Annotated in this window: 13 protein-coding genes and 1 pseudogene; 5 read left to right on the top strand and 9 right to left on the bottom strand. The window is 45.0% G+C overall.

The features are described 5' to 3' along the window. Positions 1-17 precede the first annotated feature (17 nt). From IQ263_RS18140 to IQ263_RS18130, 3 genes and pseudogenes are all read left to right on the top strand, one after another. Positions 18-2207: an O-linked N-acetylglucosamine transferase, SPINDLY family protein gene (locus IQ263_RS18140; RefSeq protein ID WP_194068950.1), complete on the top strand. Its 2190-nt coding sequence runs from the start codon at positions 18-20 to the stop codon at positions 2205-2207. 209 nt (positions 2208-2416) lie between these two features. Further along, a pseudogene (miaE, locus tag IQ263_RS18135) lies at positions 2417-2906 on the top strand (tRNA isopentenyl-2-thiomethyl-A-37 hydroxylase MiaE). Positions 2907-2997: 91 nt separating this feature from the next. Continuing rightward, complete coding sequence (locus tag IQ263_RS18130) at positions 2998-3480, top strand: GNAT family N-acetyltransferase (protein WP_194068948.1); 483 nt, start codon at positions 2998-3000, stop codon at positions 3478-3480. 175 nt (positions 3481-3655) lie between these two features. On the opposite strand, the gene IQ263_RS18125 is transcribed toward IQ263_RS18130, so the two are convergent. The 3 genes from IQ263_RS18125 to IQ263_RS18115 form a co-directional block, all read right to left on the bottom strand. Further along, positions 3656-7495, bottom strand: coding sequence for a PAS domain S-box protein (locus IQ263_RS18125; RefSeq protein ID WP_194068946.1), 3840 nt, complete (start codon positions 7493-7495; stop codon positions 3656-3658). A 284-nt stretch (positions 7496-7779) separates the two neighbouring features. Continuing rightward, complete coding sequence (locus IQ263_RS18120) at positions 7780-9171, bottom strand: malic enzyme-like NAD(P)-binding protein (RefSeq protein WP_194068944.1); 1392 nt, start codon at positions 9169-9171, stop codon at positions 7780-7782. A gap of 830 nt (positions 9172-10001) precedes the next feature. Further along, positions 10002-10397, bottom strand: a complete 396-nt coding sequence (locus IQ263_RS18115; RefSeq protein ID WP_194068941.1) for a hypothetical protein — start codon at positions 10395-10397, stop codon at positions 10002-10004. Positions 10398-10690: 293 nt separating this feature from the next. Between IQ263_RS18115 and argS the strand changes: the two genes are divergently transcribed. After that, complete coding sequence (gene argS / locus IQ263_RS18110; RefSeq protein WP_194068939.1) at positions 10691-12448, top strand: arginine--tRNA ligase; 1758 nt, start codon at positions 10691-10693, stop codon at positions 12446-12448. 208 nt (positions 12449-12656) lie between these two features. On the opposite strand, the gene IQ263_RS18105 is transcribed toward argS, so the two are convergent. The 6 genes from IQ263_RS18105 to IQ263_RS18080 form a co-directional block, all read right to left on the bottom strand. Further along, positions 12657-12884 (bottom strand): hypothetical protein, encoded by a 228-nt coding sequence (locus tag IQ263_RS18105; RefSeq protein ID WP_194068937.1) that lies wholly within the window; start codon positions 12882-12884, stop codon positions 12657-12659. 17 nt (positions 12885-12901) lie between these two features. Further along, positions 12902-13315: a type II toxin-antitoxin system RelE/ParE family toxin gene (locus tag IQ263_RS18100; RefSeq protein WP_370589114.1), complete on the bottom strand. Its 414-nt coding sequence runs from the start codon at positions 13313-13315 to the stop codon at positions 12902-12904. Next, positions 13296-13514 carry a hypothetical protein gene (locus IQ263_RS18095; RefSeq protein ID WP_194068935.1) on the bottom strand — a complete coding sequence of 73 codons (219 nt, stop codon included), beginning with the start codon at positions 13512-13514 and terminating at the stop codon, positions 13296-13298. The genes IQ263_RS18100 and IQ263_RS18095 overlap by 20 nt, the downstream gene beginning before the upstream one ends. Positions 13515-13576: 62 nt before the next feature. Then, on the bottom strand, positions 13577-14419 hold the full coding sequence (locus IQ263_RS18090) for an ATP-grasp domain-containing protein (protein WP_194068934.1): 843 nt from the start codon (positions 14417-14419) through the stop codon (positions 13577-13579). Positions 14420-14505: 86 nt separating this feature from the next. After that, on the bottom strand, positions 14506-15195 hold the full coding sequence (locus IQ263_RS18085; RefSeq protein WP_194068933.1) for a M78 family metallopeptidase domain-containing protein: 690 nt from the start codon (positions 15193-15195) through the stop codon (positions 14506-14508). Between the two features lie 16 nt (positions 15196-15211). Continuing rightward, complete coding sequence (locus IQ263_RS18080) at positions 15212-15535, bottom strand: helix-turn-helix domain-containing protein (RefSeq protein ID WP_172189318.1); 324 nt, start codon at positions 15533-15535, stop codon at positions 15212-15214. A gap of 253 nt (positions 15536-15788) precedes the next feature. On the opposite strand from IQ263_RS18080, the gene IQ263_RS18075 reads away from it, so the two are divergent. Further along, positions 15789-16055, top strand: a complete 267-nt coding sequence (locus IQ263_RS18075) for a hypothetical protein (RefSeq protein ID WP_194068932.1) — start codon at positions 15789-15791, stop codon at positions 16053-16055. Positions 16056-16107: the final 52 nt, after the last annotated feature.

The raw sequence follows: 16107 nt of genomic DNA, 5'->3' as shown, positions 1-16107 counted from the left end.
CACAGATAGGCCGCCAAATGAATTCCGATTTTCGCAACCAATCCGAAACACCCCAATTTGAAGATGCTGCATCGCTGACAGTCGTTGCAGAAACCTATTACTCCCAAGGCGATTTAGCAGCAGCAGTCGCTGCTTGTCGCCAAGCTCTGGAATTGCAACCGGATTGCGCGGCGGCTTACGTGACAATGGGTAACGTGCAGCAAGCCAGCGGCCAAATTGAGGAAGCGATGCGGTTTTATTCGGAGGCGATCGCCCTGAATCCCGATTTTGCTGAGGCCTATGCTAATTTGGGCAGTATGCTCTACAAGCAAGGGCGTTTGGTGGAGGCGACTGTCAACTACCAAAAGGCGATCGAACTCAAACCAACTTTGGCCGCTGCTTACTGGAATTTGGCAGGGGCGATGAAGCAGCAAGGGCAGTTTGATGCTGCTGTAGCCTACGAACAAAAAGCTCTCGAACTCAATCCCCATCTGGCTCAGGTAGATTTTTACATAAATTTGGGAGATAAATTAGCGCGGCAGGGAAAGCTAGATGAGGCTGTGGCTGCATGGCAGCGGGCGATCGCATTAAAACCCGATTTACCCGAAGCATACTGTCAAATTGGCATAATTTTGCGCCACCAAGGCAAATTTAAAGACGCCATACCCAACCTGCAAAAAGCCCTAGAAATTAAACCCGATTTTATTTCAGCCCACCAACATTTGTGCGGCATCCTCAGAGATACTAGCAATTTAGCAGCCGCGCGGCAAGCCGTGCACGCATACAGCCAAATGTGCGCCGAAACCGATCCGATTATGACGGCGATTTACTTCGTCAGCACCTATCAAGTATCGGGATTGAATCAAATTGCAGGCGATCGATTTTTAGAATTAGAATCCTACTTGCAGCAAAACTTACAAACGGCAAGTTCGGTAGAAATTAAATCGCTTTATGCAAACTTCTTATTCAGCACGCCCTATCTGCGAGATGACTTGGCAGCCAACTCTCAACTTTACAGATTAATTGCCAAAAAGTACGTTGACAAATGTATCAAACCTAATTTTCCTCAACCTGCAAATTACAGTTACCAACCAAAAACCCCAGGTAGCAAGTTAAAAATCGGCTTTTTATCCAATCACTTCAGCCGCCATTCTGTAGGTTGGTGCAGCACTGACATCATTCGCGAATTGTCCGGCATCACACCCAACTTGCATTTATACGCTTCCGAAAGAATTGTCCCAGACGATCGCACTCAGGAATTTGAAAAAATTGGCAAACTGACTTTCCCCAAAACTTACCCGAACGGACTTGCCAATTCTGCAGAAATTATCGCCAAAATTCAGCAAGATGAATTAGACGTTTTAGTCGATTTAGATTCTCTCAGCGTACCGATTCACGCAGACATTCTCTACCAAAAACCAGCACCAGTTTGTATTTCTTGGTTGGGATTTGATGCACCTTACATATCCTCGGAAAATTACTTTCTTACAGACTGGCACTCGCACCCAGAAGGTCGCGAAAAATATTATGACGAACAGCTAATTAGGATGCCAGATTCTTTTGTAGCGGTGTCAGGTTTTCAGAGGTACGGAGTCGATCCGGTGGCATTGAGAAGGTCGAATCGGATCGGTTTGGATCAGATAGTTTACCTGTGCGTCGCTCCGGGCCGAAAATTTAATCGCGACTTAGTAAAAGCACAAGTTGCGATTCTCAAACAAGTGCCGAACAGCGTTTTAATTCACAAAGCTTTGGGCGATGCTGCGGTGTTTGAGGCTGCGTATCATCAAGCTTGCGAAGCTGAAGGAGTCAGCAAGCACCGAATTAAGTTTTTGCCGAGGTTTGCTACGGAGGAAGAGCACAGAATTGTCTATTTGCTGGCAGATGTTTTGTTGGATTCCTATCCTTACAATGGAGGAACTCACACTTTAGAGGCTTTGTGGTTTAATTTGCCTGTGGTGACTCGTACCGGAGAGCAATTTTTGTCGAGAATGGGTTATTCGTTTTTGCAGGTTTTGGGGATGGAAACTGGCGCGGCTCAATCTTGGGAGGAATATGTGGATATGGGTGTAAAATTGGGTAAAGATGGTGATTTGAGACAGGCCATTCAAGCGCATTTGATGAAGTCTAAAGACCCAGCTAATTTGTCGCCGCTGTGGAATCCTAAAAAGTTTGCTGATGATATGTATGGGGTGTTTGAAAAACTGTGTAAAATCAATTTTGAAAAGTAGGGACACGGCAGTGCCGTGTCCGGCGCAGGGACTAGGACACGGCAATGCCGTGTCCCTACAATTAATCGGGCGATGGTTACATTTTTAATCAAGGAAGATGGATTATTTTTGGGTAGGGAAACGGCATTGCCGTGTCCTCGGTTGCCTATCCTTGCGATGCAAAGGTCAACGATATCATTCCTCATCTCAAATCTAAAATCTAAAATAATATGAGTTTAACACTGCCAACTATTAAGTTTTTGAAACAGCCGACTTCGGAAGCTTGGGTGGAACAGGCGATCGCCCATTTGGATACAATTTTGTTAGATCATTCTCACTGCGAGCGGAAAGCGGCGGGAGTAGCGTTAAATTTAATGTTTCGCTACCCAGCGCGGGAAAAGTTGGTGAGGATGCTAACAGCGATCGCCAGGGAAGAATTAGAGCATTTCGAGCAAGTCAACCAGCGGTTGGAACAGCGCGGTATCGCTTTGGGGCCTTTGGCTGCGCCTCCCTACGGTGCCGGTTTGTCCGCCCAAATCGAATTAGCTAAGTTTTACCGCAGTTTAATGGCGAAGGCAAGCGCGCCATTATGGGATATATTGGATTTTAGCAACAACTTATTTCGATCGCCCTTTGGTGATAGAACGGCTGGAGGAATTATCATTGTTAGAAAGTCAGTTGCTGGCAAGTCTTTATCCTGAACCGAGAATTCACAGTTAAAAGTTGGGTGTATTTCTATACTGTAAAGCAAAAATAATCAGTAGTTTTACGGTTGCTACAGCAAACCAATAAGTATAATTTTCAACAACCCATGAGAACCCAACATTTAGATTTTTTGATTCGTTCCTGGGAAACGCGCGATCGGGCGGATGCGTTCAATTTAATTAAAAATATTTTAGCAGAGTACGGTTTAAACTGTGAGCCTTGCGGGGCAGATCGAGATGTCTATGATGTCGAATTATTTTATCATAAAAATGGTGGAGAATTTTGGGTAGTAGAACGGCAAGAAGAAATCGTGGGTACGGCCGCTTATTATCCGATTGAACGCGGTAATAATGCTGTAGAAATTCGCAAAATGTATATTTTGCCGGCAGTAAGGCGAAAAGGTTTGGGAAAGTTTTTACTGCAAGAGTTGGAAAGTACAATAATGGCTCGCGGCTTTGATGAAATCTGGATCGAAACGGCTAGCGTTCTCAAGGAAGCTGTTAAGATGTACGAAAATAGCGGATATTTACCGACGACTGGTGTGGAAACGCCAAGGTGCGATCGGGTTTACAAAAAAATTATAAAATAAGGAAGTTCGGCAACGGATTTTGTAACGGATTTAACAGATGTAATATCAATTCCAGTTGCACCGTCAGGTGATGTTGACTGTTGACTGTTTGAACAATACCGATGCAACCGGAAACGATATAACAAATAACAAATAACAAATAACAAATAACAAATAACAAATAACAAATAACTCGTTAATTTCTTTTTTGCCGCAGCGGAATCTCGATCGCAAATTCGGCACCTTCTCCCACTACAGAATTGCACGACAACTGACCGCCGTGTTTTTCTACGACAATAGAGTGCGAAATTGCCAATCCTAAGCCCGTGCCTTTGCCGACTGGTTTTGTGGTAAAAAATGGGTCAAACAAGCGCTGTTGCACGTCTTCGCTCATCCCTGGGCCGCTGTCAGTTATTCGCATCGCCACGCAGTTATTTTCCGTTACTTCGGTACGAATCGTAATTGTGAGATTTTTGCCCGTGCGAGCGAAATTATCAATTTCCATTTCCACAGCGTCGATCGCATTTGTCAACAAATTCATAAATACTTGATTTAACTGACCGGGATAACATTCTACTAAAGGCAATTTACCGTATTCTTTGACAATATTAATAGGCGGGCGATCGGGTTTATTTTTCAGGCGGTTTTGCAAAATCAGCAGCGTGCTTTCGATGCCTTCGTGAATATCAACTTGTTTCATTTCAGCTTCGTCAAGTCTTGAGAAAGTCCGCAGGCTCAAAACAATGTCGCGGATGCGATCGGCTCCGGCCTTCATAGATGATATCATTTTCGGTAAATCTTCAATAAGATAATCAATTTCAAACTCTTCTCTCGCCTCTAAAATTGTGACAGGTGGCTGCGGGTATTCCTGCTCGTAAAGTTGCAGCATTTTTAGCAAGTTTTGAGTGTATTCACTGGTGTAGCTGAGATTACCGTAGATAAAATTAACCGGGTTGTTAATTTCGTGGGCGACACCTGCTACTAACTGTCCCAAACTCGACATTTTTTCACTTTGAATTAATTTAGTTTGGGTGCGTTGGAGTTGGTGCAAAGTTTGTTCTAGGTGTTGAGTTTGAGCTCTAGCTAATTCAGCCGCTGTACGGGTTTGGGTGTATAATTCTGCGTGGTCGATCGCGATCGCAATTTGAGCAGTTACCGCTTGCATCAGCTCGACTTCCGAATCGCTCCAATGGCGCGCGGACACAGCCTGATAGCAGCTAATCGTGCCTATATCGCCGGAAGCAGTATGAACCGGCAGCGACAGCACTGAGTTAATTTTAAATAACTGAAAAATTGCGCGCACTTCTACATCTTCAAACAAGCTAACATCATCAACTCGCATAATTTTTCTGCCCAAAATCTGCTGCACTGCGGCACTAGATTTGTCATCTACAGCATAAGTACCCAACAAACTCGGCAAATCTGCATTCTTCGCTTCGCAAACTATTTCCCAAAACGGAGGATTGCTGTTGGGGCGATACCAAATGAAGATGCACCAATCTAGCTGGATAAGATTGCGAATTTCTTGAACTGCGGTTACTAAAATTGTGTCTAAATCCAAAGAATTGCGGATTTGGTTGGCAATTTGATTCAACAGTTGTTCTCGCTGAGCTTGCTGTCTCAGGGATTGTTCCGATCGCACTAATGTTTCTTCGGCCACTTTGCGATCGGTTAAATCTTGGACGACTGCTTGGATATGTTTTTGATTTCCCACTTCGATGGCTGTCAGCACAACTTCTGCAGGAAACTCAGTACCGTCTAAGCGCCGGTGCAGCCAATCAAAACGGTGGTTTCCGCGCTCAAAGGCGAGATCCATCATTTCGCTCGCCAATGTCGAAGAATCTCTGCCATTGGGTTGAAAAGGCGGCGACAATTTACCCGGATGATTGCCAATAAACTGCTCTTTGCAAGTATATCCAAATAGTTTTAATGTGGCGTTATTGACATCGTAAATACTATTTTCATCGGACATAAAAACAGCTATAGTGGTTAATTCGTAGAGTGCTCGAAATTTGGCTTCCGACTGTTTCAATGCCGCTTCTGTTTGCTTGCGAGCGGTAATGTCGGCAACCATTGCCAAAGCCCCGACATAGCGCCCTTCTTTGTCTGAGAAGGCATTAGTAGAAACCATCGCCCACAAGTCGCTGCCGTCTCGGCGAAGGAACTTAAAATCGTGCTTTTCGCTAATTCCTTCACGGCGGCGGTTGAGATTGGCTTCGGCGATCGCCATGCCTTCTGCATCCATGAAAGCAAATAGCGACTGCCCGAGCATTTCCTCTACCGTACAGGCGAGCATATCGACCATTGTTTGGTTAACAAAAGTAGTTTTACCCTCCGCATCGATCGTCCAAATTCCTTCATCGGCTGTCTCGACAATACACCTGTATTTTTCCTCGCTTTCCCGGAGGGCTTCTTCTGCTAAATGGCGATCGGTAATATTTTGAGCCATTAACAATCCGCCGCTGATTTCTTGTCGCTTGTTTCTGACTGGCAAAGTGTAACCGAGGTAAATGCGATCGCAGTAAGTAAATTCTGAAACAACGGTTTCTCCTGCTAGCGCCGCCCGATAATTCGGTTCGATGGCACGGCAAAAATCGGACTCGAATACTTCCCAGATTGTCTTGCCTTCCATCAATTCTTTAGAAAGCCCCATTTCTGCTAATTCTGTACCTTCTACCAGGGTGTAGCGCATTTCTTGGTCAAACAGCATTACTGCACCGTTAGGAATGTTGCTTGCCATCGTGCGGTAAAGCTGTTCGCTTTTTTCCAGTGCTGCTTCTGCTTGTTTGCGATCGCTAATGTCAATGACGAGTGCACCGATGCCGATCGCCTCACCGTCTTTGTCTAACAGAGGAAAATAAGAGCCTGTCATGTGTAGCACAACCCCGGGCAGCCTGGGATTTTCAGCGCTCGTCTCGATGTTAATTAAGGGAGTTTTCGTTCTCAATATTTCGGCGTACAAAGGCTCTAGAATTGGAGCGATATGCGGCATTATTTCGCGTAGAGTCTTGCCGAGGTGTTCTGCGGCAGTGAGGCAATTTATTTGTGCTAAAAATTGATTGATTTGCACGTACCGCAGTTGCGAGTCAAAAATGCAAATTCCCGCCGGTGCCTCCTGCAAAAAACTATCGAACAGTGCTTTTTTTTGTGCTAATTCTTGTTCTAAAGCTTGGCGATCGCTAATATCTGTCAAATAACCAACCATCCCAATAACTTCTCCCGTCTTGTCTTTTAGCAGCGAAAGGGACAGGTGCGATTCAAATTGTTCTCCAGACTGGCGACAGGTAATAATTTCTACTTCGTGAGAACCTTTTTCTTTTAGGGGTTTGATGACTTGATCTAATAAAAATTCCTGCTGTTGGGGAGGGTAAATTATAGAAATATGCTTTCCGATTACCCAATCTTCTTGATATCCGTATAACCTTTCGGAGGCTTGATTCCAACTGGTAATATACCCGTCGATATCGGTGCAAATCACCGATTCTCGAATTTGGTCTAAAATCTGACTGTGGTGGTGCAGTTGCGATTTTGTCACTTTGAGTTCGGCGTTTTTTTGTTGGAGTAGTTCCTGAGTTTTGGCCAGTTCAGCAGTCTGCTTTGCGAGCAATTTTTCTATATTTAAATTGCTGCGATCTGTTGATTCCAGCGGCTCGCTATTGTCATTCTGAATATTAAAAATTTCTTCCGCACTCAGCCAAATCGCGGACTCTCCTTCTGTTTCAATTGTCCGCTGGGAAACTCGCACGGGTACGAGATAGTTATTTTTATGTTTGTATGCTGCGGCGCACGATCGCGTGGAGCTATTTTTAGTAAGACTTTCTCGATTTTTTTTTGTGTCAGCGCAATCTGTTTGCAGAATTTCCCAGTAGTTGAGCTTGAGAGTTTCTGTAACTGTGCGCCCGATCGTACTTGCAAAAGCTGGATTTACGTCCAAAAAAGTCCCGTCCGCGCGGCACAATGCTAGCCCGATAGGACTTAGTTCTAATAAGTTGCGGTTGCTGCGATCGCTCCGGTCTTCTCCTAACTGGCTTTGCATCTGACTTAGCTAGACTTGGGTGATTCAATTGGGAGCATATGGGGCTTTGTAAAAAGCATTTTTTTATTGAGAGTGTTCCGCGCGTGCATTCATTGTAAAACTCGCGAGCCGGGACAGCACTCTAAATGTAAAACAGAGACGCTCCGATTCAATTATATCTTTATTATCTAGTTTATTGTAACTTTTATAACTCGGTAAGGAAGTTCGACTAAGGAAGCCGAACTTCCCTCTATGGGTTACATCAGTTAAATCTGCGATCGAATCCGTTGCGGAACTTCGTTCAATTAATCGCGGGCGATACCTTCGGCGCGGGCGGCCAACTGCACTGCATCGGCGACTGCTATCGCAACTCTTTCGTCAAAAACAGATGGTATAATATGTTCTTTGTCAAGTTGTTCAGGGCTGACTAAAGAGGCGATCGCGTAAGCTGCACCCAAATACATACTCGTCGTAATCGTGCTAGCTTTGCAGTCCAAAGCACCTCGAAATATCCCCGGAAATGCCAAAACATTGTTAATTTGATTTGGGTAGTCGCTGCGTCCGGTAGCAATAATTGCCGCATCCTCCATAATTAATTCTGGCTGAATTTCGGGAATGGGATTTGCCATTGCAAAAACAATCGGATTCTCGGCCATCGATTGCACCATCGATCGCGTCAGCACGCCGGGGGCGCTAACGCCTAAAAATACATCCGCACCGGCGATCGCATCTGCCAAAGTACCGCCCTTGGCCACAGCAAATTCTAGTTTTTCTGGGTTCATGTCCGTGCGGTCTTTGGAGAGGATACCTTTGGAGTCGCACATGATGATATTTTCGGCACCTGCTTGGCGCAGCAAGCGGGCGATCGCGACTCCGGCCGCACCGGCACCGTTAATCACGATACACACTTGGGCGAGGGTTTTTTTGACAATTTTCAAGGCATTAATTAGTGCTGCCAAACTGACAATTGCAGTGCCGTGCTGGTCGTCGTGAAAAATTGGAATATCTAAAGTTTCCCGCAATCTTGCTTCGATTTCAAAACAGCGGGGAGAAGAAATATCTTCGAGATTCACTCCCCCAAAAACCGGGGCAATATTCTGCACCGTGCGAATAATTTCTTCGGTATCTTGAGTATTCAAACAGATAGGAAAGGCATCAATTCCAGCAAATTCTTTAAACAGCATAGCTTTGCCTTCCATGACCGGCAGGGCGGCCTCTGGCCCCAGGTTTCCCAGTCCTAAAACTGCGCTGCCGTCGGTAACAATGGCAACAGTATTTTGTTTGATTGTGAGGTTGTAAACTTGTTGCGGATCCTTGGCGATCGCAGTACAAATGCGGGCGACTCCGGGGGTGTAGGCCATTGCCAAATCAGACTGGCGTTTGAGGGAAATTTTGCTTTCTACGCTGATTTTTCCGCCTCGGTGCAAGTGGAAAGTGCGATCGTACACGTCGAGCACTTTGATATCCGGTAGCGCTTTCACGGCTTGGACTATTTCTTCGGCGTGCTCGGTGCTCGAAGCATCGACGGTGATATCGCGAACTGTAGTGGCGCGGGTTTGCTCGATCGAGTCGATTTCTCCGAAGTTGCCGCCGACAGAGGCGATCGCGCTGGTGACGCTAGCGAGCATTCCCGGCTGGTTCGGCAGAGCAACGCGAATCGTTAAACTAAAGCTGGGGTTCGGTGTCAGTTTTACCATGATGGCTTAATTTGAGATTTGAGAATTTCAATCTTAGATTTTATCGCCCATGTTAGACATAAAATTTAATAATTAAAATTTTCAACTTAAATTTTTAACAAATTCTCCGATCGCGGCAGAGCGATCGCACGATATATCGCCGTAGGGTGCGTCAGTTTCAACCTGTTTGAATTGTGTCAAAAATCGGGACTGACGCACCCTAAGCTGTTGCTCATATAGATTGTGTATGGCAATTGAGGGGGAGAGGGGGATCGGGGGAGAGAATTTGACAATTTTTGATTGTCATCAAAATCTACAATTTAAATGCACAACAGCTTACGAACTACTAGCGATATATCGCCGTAAGGTGCGTCAGTTTCAAAGTGTTTGAATTGTGTCAAAAATCGGGACTGACGCACCCTACTAACTACTAACGATATATCGCGTGGTGAGGTACGCCCTATGCCCTATGCCCGGTTTGGCCTATGCCCTATACCTCATAGGAGAGATCGAAAGGCTCTACTAACTCTCAACTGTCTTTTGAAGCGAGACACCCGGAAATTTTATGCGGCGTTTTAGCGGCTTTGATGGTGGAGCTAAAAAGTAGATGCACGGCTGTTTGAGCCTGCAGGTAAAAATCAGAGCGACTGACAAGCGAGCCTTTTATATATTAATTTTCCCGACTTGTTTAACACTCTTTTATAGCGAGTGAAATGTTGATTTCGATCGAATTACCTGCACGATTTGCCCTCTAGATTCCAGCAACTGAACTAACAAGCAATCTATGCGATGCCTGCACGCTGCACAGCTTGGGCAGATCGCAGCGATTTGCTGGTTGCTAACTGTCAATTTTAGCGATCGTTCGCAGCATCCGCACAAATAACAGTAAAGAATTTGCAAGCAATACAATCGGGGGGAACTTTTTCGGAGTTTGGGAGTTCGACAGGTTGCTCGTCTTCGCTGTCGGTGGGAAAGATGCACAGGCCAACTTGTCTGACTCCAGCCATGAGTTCGACAACTCGATCTAAAATACTGTCGATTCTTTGAATTAGTTCGTCTGCTACATCCAGACTCGGCGCGATGATGAAAAAGGTTTTGACTCCTTCGGGACAAGTGGCGAAGCCGAGGGTGCAATCTTCTAATAGTGCTTGAGTTGAAAGACTCAGAGGCTCATCGAAGCGATCGATTACTGCTCGATCGAAGGCTTGTGTCAGAGAACGATCGCCAAAAACAGGTTGAGATAACATAACTACTTCCTTTCGTAGGATTTTTGGGAGCATTGAAAAAATTTTAACATACCTTAATGTAAGCGATTTAACAAAATTATTTAGCGATCGCGATCGTTGACTATATGTGATCTTGACAGGTTTGTTTGGCGATCGGCATTGTGATAATCTGTAGTCTAAGATACGAAACGCTGTGATTGAGGTCAGGATAGAAAATATTATCGAGGGGGAAATCCCCCCAGCAGTAAAGCTAAAAGTTGCGATCGACCTCAACCCCTAGCGTTTAAAATAAATATCCAATCAAAATATTAAAGATGAACTCGATCGCCCAACAGTTAAAAACCAGATTTGAAAAAGCCTTCACCTCCGCATTCGGCGAGAGTTATGCGGGTACAGATCCGATGCTAGCCGCTGCGGGAAACCCCAAGTTTGGGGACTTTCAGTGCAATGCAGCGATGAGTTTGGGCAAAAAGTTAGGCAAGCCCCCGCGGGCGATCGCCTCTACAATCATCGAAAACCTCGACATCGCCGACATCTGCGAAACCCCAGAAATCGCCGGGCCCGGTTTTATCAATTTGAAGCTCAAACCGGCGTATTTGGAAGCGCAAATAAGTGAGATCGCCGCCGACACCCGTTTGGGGATTGAACCGGCGAAAACGCCTCAGAGAGTGGCGATCGACTTTTCCAGTCCGAATATCGCCAAAGAAATGCACGTCGGACATTTGCGATCGACAATCATCGGAGATGCGATCGCCCGCATCCTCGAATTTCAAGGCCACGACGTACTCAGAATCAACCACATCGGCGACTGGGGCACCCAATTCGGGATGCTGATCGCCTACTTGCGCGAAGTTCACCCCGAAGCATTAACAACCGCTGACGCTCTAGATTTAGGCGATTTAGTGGCATTTTACCGCCAAGCAAAACAGCGCTTCGACGCAGACGAAACCTTCAAAGAAACCGCCCGCCAAGAAGTAGTAAAACTGCAAGCAGGCGCAGAAGACACCCGCCGCGCTTGGAAACTGCTGTGCGATCAATCCCGCCGCGAATTCCAAGTAATCTACGACTTACTAGACATCAAACTAACCGAACGCGGCGAATCCTTTTACAATCCATTATTACCCGCAGTAGTCGAAGATTTAACAAACTTAGGTTTGTTAGTAGAAAGCGACGGCGCGAAATGCGTTTTTGTAGACGGTTTCACCAACAAAGAAGGCGAACCACTACCTTTAATCGTCCAGAAAACCGACGGCGGCTACAACTATGCCACAACAGATTTAGCAGCCATCCGCTACCGCATCCAAAACGATAATGCAAAGCGCATTATTTACGTCACAGATTCAGGACAAGCCAACCATTTCGCCCAAGTATTTGCCGTAGCCAGAAAAGCCTGTTGGATTCCCGAAGATGTCGAAATTGTCCACGTTCCCTTTGGTTTAGTCTTAGGAGAAGAAGGCAAAAGATTAAAAACCCGTTCAGGAGAAGCTGTGCGCTTGCAGGATTTGCTAGACGAAGCAATTGTCCGCGCCACCCAAGATTTGGAAGACAGATTAGTCAGAGAAGAAAGACAGGAAACTAAAGAGTTTATAGCTAACGTAGGTCGCGTAGTTGGTTTGAGTGCAGTTAAGTATGCAGATTTGAGTCAAAACCGCGCCAGCAACTATGTATTTAGTTACGACAAAATGCTCGCATTGCAAGGAAATACCGCTCCTTATATGCTCTATGCTTACGCGCGCGTGCAGGGAATTCGCCGCAAAGGAGAAATTAATTTTGATAACTTAGATGCAGGTGCAAAAGTAATTTTGCAGTCAGATGCCGAGTTAGTATTGGCAAAGCATTTATTGCAGTTCAATGAAGTTATCAATGCTGTGGACGGCGACTTGTTGCCGAATCGAATTTGTCAGTATTTGTTTGAATTAAGTCAAAAGTTCAATCAATTTTTTGAGCAATGTCCGGTGTTGAAAGCCGAGGAACCGCTGCGGACTTCGCGGTTGATTTTGTGCGATTTGACGGCGAGGACTTTGAAGTTGGGCTTAGGATTGTTGGGGATTAAGGTATTGGAGAGGATGTAATCTAAAGTTTGTAGTAAGGACTTTAGTCCTTCCAAAATCTTGAACAATACCTATGCAGCCGGAAGTTATATTACCCAAAATCAGGACACGGCAGTGCCGTTTCCCTACAATTAATCTGGCAATGGTGACATCTCTCATCGAGTGCTCATGATTATTTTGGGGTAGGGACACGGCACTGCCGTGTCCTCCGTTGCCGTGTTTTCGATGATTATATCCGATCGACAGATTCATCGAAATCAATTCCCTCCCACAGTTCAGAAAGCGGTAAAGTGTGCCCTGTCATTGCTTCGTGCCATCCTTGACGAAAACACTCTTCGGCTGACTTCAGCGGTTCCTCAGCAAGAACAATAACACGAACTCGGTAGCCTGCAAATTTGGCTGATTGGGCGAGAATTTCTTCCCAAGTTCCCTCTATTTCTAGCAGTTGTGTTGTCATAGTTTGGATTTTGATTTTTAACCATCAGGGCGATGGTTAGCATCTTCATCTTGTATTTTTTCAGGAATAATGGCATCATTCAACTGACTGATAATTTGTATAATTTGTTCTGCTGAAATATCCACTTGTTCTGATTTTGCATAAATACTCATCAAGAAGATTGCCGTAGGCATCTGAACGTAATATATCAGTCGATAGCCAGCACTTTTGCCCTTTTTGATATCGGTGTTTTTGACTCGCACCTTAAACACAATATCATTAATTCCCGGTATTCGATTTCCCGGCAATTCTCCCGCTTGAAGTTGTTCAACAATCGGCTGAACGTCAGAGCGAATGTGGCGGTACTTTTTGGAAAGTGTGCGTAAATTGCGTTTAAATTCATCGGCAAAGTACACATTAATTGAAGGAGATTTACTCTGCATCAATTCCATCCCACAGTTCTGATACAGGTCTAGTTTTTCCTGTCTTTATTTCTAGCCATGCTTGTCGAAAACTTTCTTCTGGAGATGGGAGTGCTTCTTCATCTTCGTTAGCAAGAACGATGATGCGGACTCTGCGTCCAGCAAAGTTTGCCGCTTGCGCTAGAATTTCTTCCCACGTACCTTCTATTTCTAACAATTGTGCTGTCATTGCTTTTGCTTTTTTTAAGAGTTGGATTTAGTAAATTGTAGCGCATTCCTCAAATCGAGCATTTACGGCTTTTTGTCAACAATCAAGCTCTCCAGAAGACCTTTAAACATTGTTACGACAATTTGGCGATCGTTATCTCTCACAAAAATATCGTAATTGGGACTTGAGTTAATTTCAATCAACCAATATTTTCCATTGTTATCTAGCGCAATGTCAAGCCCCGCATAATTAATCGCCATTTCATCAAAAACAGGTTTAACAAAATCTTCAATCTCCGACATGAGAGCAGGATTAATTATATGTTTGGCTTTTGCACCTTCCCAGTGCAGCGGGCTTAAATTCCCCGCAAATTCAGCCTGAGATTTGTCTTTTTCGTACAGCAAAACTAGCTTTTCTTTGCAGAAGACAGCCCGATATTCGCGGGCAATTTCGATATATTCTTGAGCTAGCGCCACATAGTCATAATCTTTGCTGTTGACGTTAAATATAATTTCTAGGGCTGCTTTAATTTGCTCTATAGTTTTACACAAAAAAACATTGTTGCCACCAGCACCGCGATTTCTTTTGAGAATCACCGGAAAAGAGAAATTTTTGTTTGCGGCTAACACTATTGATTCAATATCTGGAAAAGTTAAATATTTTTTATACTTCTCCTCGCAGTGAGGCGAGACAAAACCGAGAGTTCTGGGAGTATTGATCTTGCCGTTTAATATTTGATAGGTATATTCTTTGTCTTTAAAAATCTCTGCTGCTGACGCGCTGTTAAATGGCGTCATGTAATTGACAAAATAATATTCTTCGCCGCCGTGTTTGATTCTAATCAAGTTTTGGGTAGGATGCAGGATTTCGCAAGGGATATTTAATTCCTCACAAGCTGCCAGCAGGATTTCAATATTGGTTAGCATAAAATGTAACTGAATTAGAAAGTAATTTTAAAGATTTGAGATTAGAGAATCGCTTCCAAATCTCAAACCTCAAATTGAATCAAATTTTATCCAAACAACCGCTGTTGCCCGTTTGCCGCATCTTTCCCGGCATAAATCTCGCGCGTTCCCTTGGGAATGTAAATCCAATCGAATTCTTGCAAGCGGTTTGTCAAGTTGGAAATACTGACTCCCAATTCATCTCTCATTTTATATAAGTGCGACCATTTTGTTAAATCGCGTCCCTTTCTTTTATCTTCCAAAACAACTCGGGGCATTAACAAACAGCTTGCAAAATATTGGGCTTGCCATTCGATCGACGCAATTTTGGTATTCGCGATCGCACCCCGACAAACAAACGGTTCTTCGACATCAGACGCTGTTTTTTCTCGATCGCCCAAATTGAGTTCCAACTGTTCCACAGTACCGTCTGCTTCGTCTTGATTGACGTGCAGCACCCAGTGGCCGATTTCGTGGGCGATCGTCGATTCGATAAACCCCGGCGGTTTTTCGAGAATCAATTCGTTGATTTCGATTAACCGCTGCTGGGGTAAAATCCTGGCGGCGATCGCACCTTCTTCATCCGGCTCAATGTAGTCCCAAACTACGCCCAAATCCAGAAAATCAGCAACCGTCGTCGCTTCAAAAGGCCATTTCGGAGCAAACTTTTGCGTTTTCTGCATCTGCATCAGGATGTCCGAAGCCAAACGCTCGATCGATTCTTTGGGATAGAAGCAATACGGTTTAAAAATACTCACGCTTCAGGGGCCTCTCTTACGCTTCAAAAGATTGTTTGAGCCAATCTGGATTTTCTTGCATCCGGCGGAAAAGAGCCTGCATTTCCTTCGGATTTTGCTTCAGCAGCGCTTCGTACTGCTGAGGCAGCCTACCCGCCAAAAAAATCAATTCCTCTTCGTTAATATCGAGATTCCGCGCCAATGCTCGAATTACGTCCTCTTTTGGCGCATAATCGGCGCGATCGTTCTCCAACTTCGACAAATAAGTAAAATCCACACTTAGCATAGCAGCAAGCTCACGTTGTGAGTAAGCCTTATCCTTGCGAGCTTGACGGATCAGTCTTCCAAATGTTTGTTCCACGGTTTTTCGCCTCCTGACAAGCATTCTAGCCTGTTTTGATGAAAACTTCAACAAAATACTTGACGGGAAAATCAACCCGCGCTACCATGAGGAGAGTTGACGGTTTAATCAACTCCTTGCCAGCACTGGTAGGGTTAAAAGTGGAATAATCCCAGCAAAAACAACTACATATAGCGCCATCAACTTAAGAGGAGTGAGAAGCGCTGGGCATCAAAACGCTTGTACGCAGCAAATAAGGAGGAGCAGATCGCAAATGCTGAGAACCTGGACAGACACGCATTACAAGCTCGAAGACGATGACTGGCTATACATCGCCACCCACGAAGAACAAAGCTCAGCCTCACTGGTTTGTCCGGGCTACGCGCGGGATGGCGAAGGCTTCAGCATCCACTTCACCCCAGCCCACCTAGAAACCTTAGAGCATTTGCTCACCGCCCTGCGGATTATCAAAGCTCAACAAGAGGCGATGCTTGAGTACAAATATCCAGAACCAAAAGCCACAACACATCTTATTCGGTAATCGGAAGGGGAGATGGGGAGATGGGGAGATGGGGAGATGGGGAGATGGGGAG

The organism is Tychonema sp. LEGE 06208, from assembly GCF_015207505.1.
Classification (GTDB): Bacteria; Cyanobacteriota; Cyanobacteriia; order Cyanobacteriales; family Microcoleaceae; genus Microcoleus.
This window is presented reverse-complemented; position numbering and strand designations above follow the sequence as displayed.

Excerpts from the sequence above, each read along its gene's own strand:
- IQ263_RS18140 (WP_194068950.1), top strand. The coding sequence starts at position 18 with ATGAATTCCGATTTTCGCAACCAATCCGAAACACCCCAATTTGAAGAT.
- IQ263_RS18130 (WP_194068948.1), top strand. The coding sequence starts at position 2,998 with ATGAGAACCCAACATTTAGATTTTTTGATTCGTTCCTGGGAAACGCGC.
- IQ263_RS18125 (WP_194068946.1), bottom strand. The coding sequence starts at position 7,495 with ATGCAAAGCCAGTTAGGAGAAGACCGGAGCGATCGCAGCAACCGCAAC.
- IQ263_RS18120 (WP_194068944.1), bottom strand. The coding sequence starts at position 9,171 with ATGGTAAAACTGACACCGAACCCCAGCTTTAGTTTAACGATTCGCGTT.
- IQ263_RS18115 (WP_194068941.1), bottom strand. The coding sequence starts at position 10,397 with ATGTTATCTCAACCTGTTTTTGGCGATCGTTCTCTGACACAAGCCTTC.
- argS (WP_194068939.1), top strand. The coding sequence starts at position 10,691 with ATGAACTCGATCGCCCAACAGTTAAAAACCAGATTTGAAAAAGCCTTC.
- IQ263_RS18105 (WP_194068937.1), bottom strand. The coding sequence starts at position 12,884 with ATGACAACACAACTGCTAGAAATAGAGGGAACTTGGGAAGAAATTCTC.
- IQ263_RS18100 (WP_370589114.1), bottom strand. The coding sequence starts at position 13,315 with ATGGAATTGATGCAGAGTAAATCTCCTTCAATTAATGTGTACTTTGCC.
- IQ263_RS18095 (WP_194068935.1), bottom strand. The coding sequence starts at position 13,514 with ATGACAGCACAATTGTTAGAAATAGAAGGTACGTGGGAAGAAATTCTA.
- IQ263_RS18090 (WP_194068934.1), bottom strand. The coding sequence starts at position 14,419 with ATGCTAACCAATATTGAAATCCTGCTGGCAGCTTGTGAGGAATTAAAT.
- IQ263_RS18075 (WP_194068932.1), top strand. The coding sequence starts at position 15,789 with ATGCTGAGAACCTGGACAGACACGCATTACAAGCTCGAAGACGATGAC.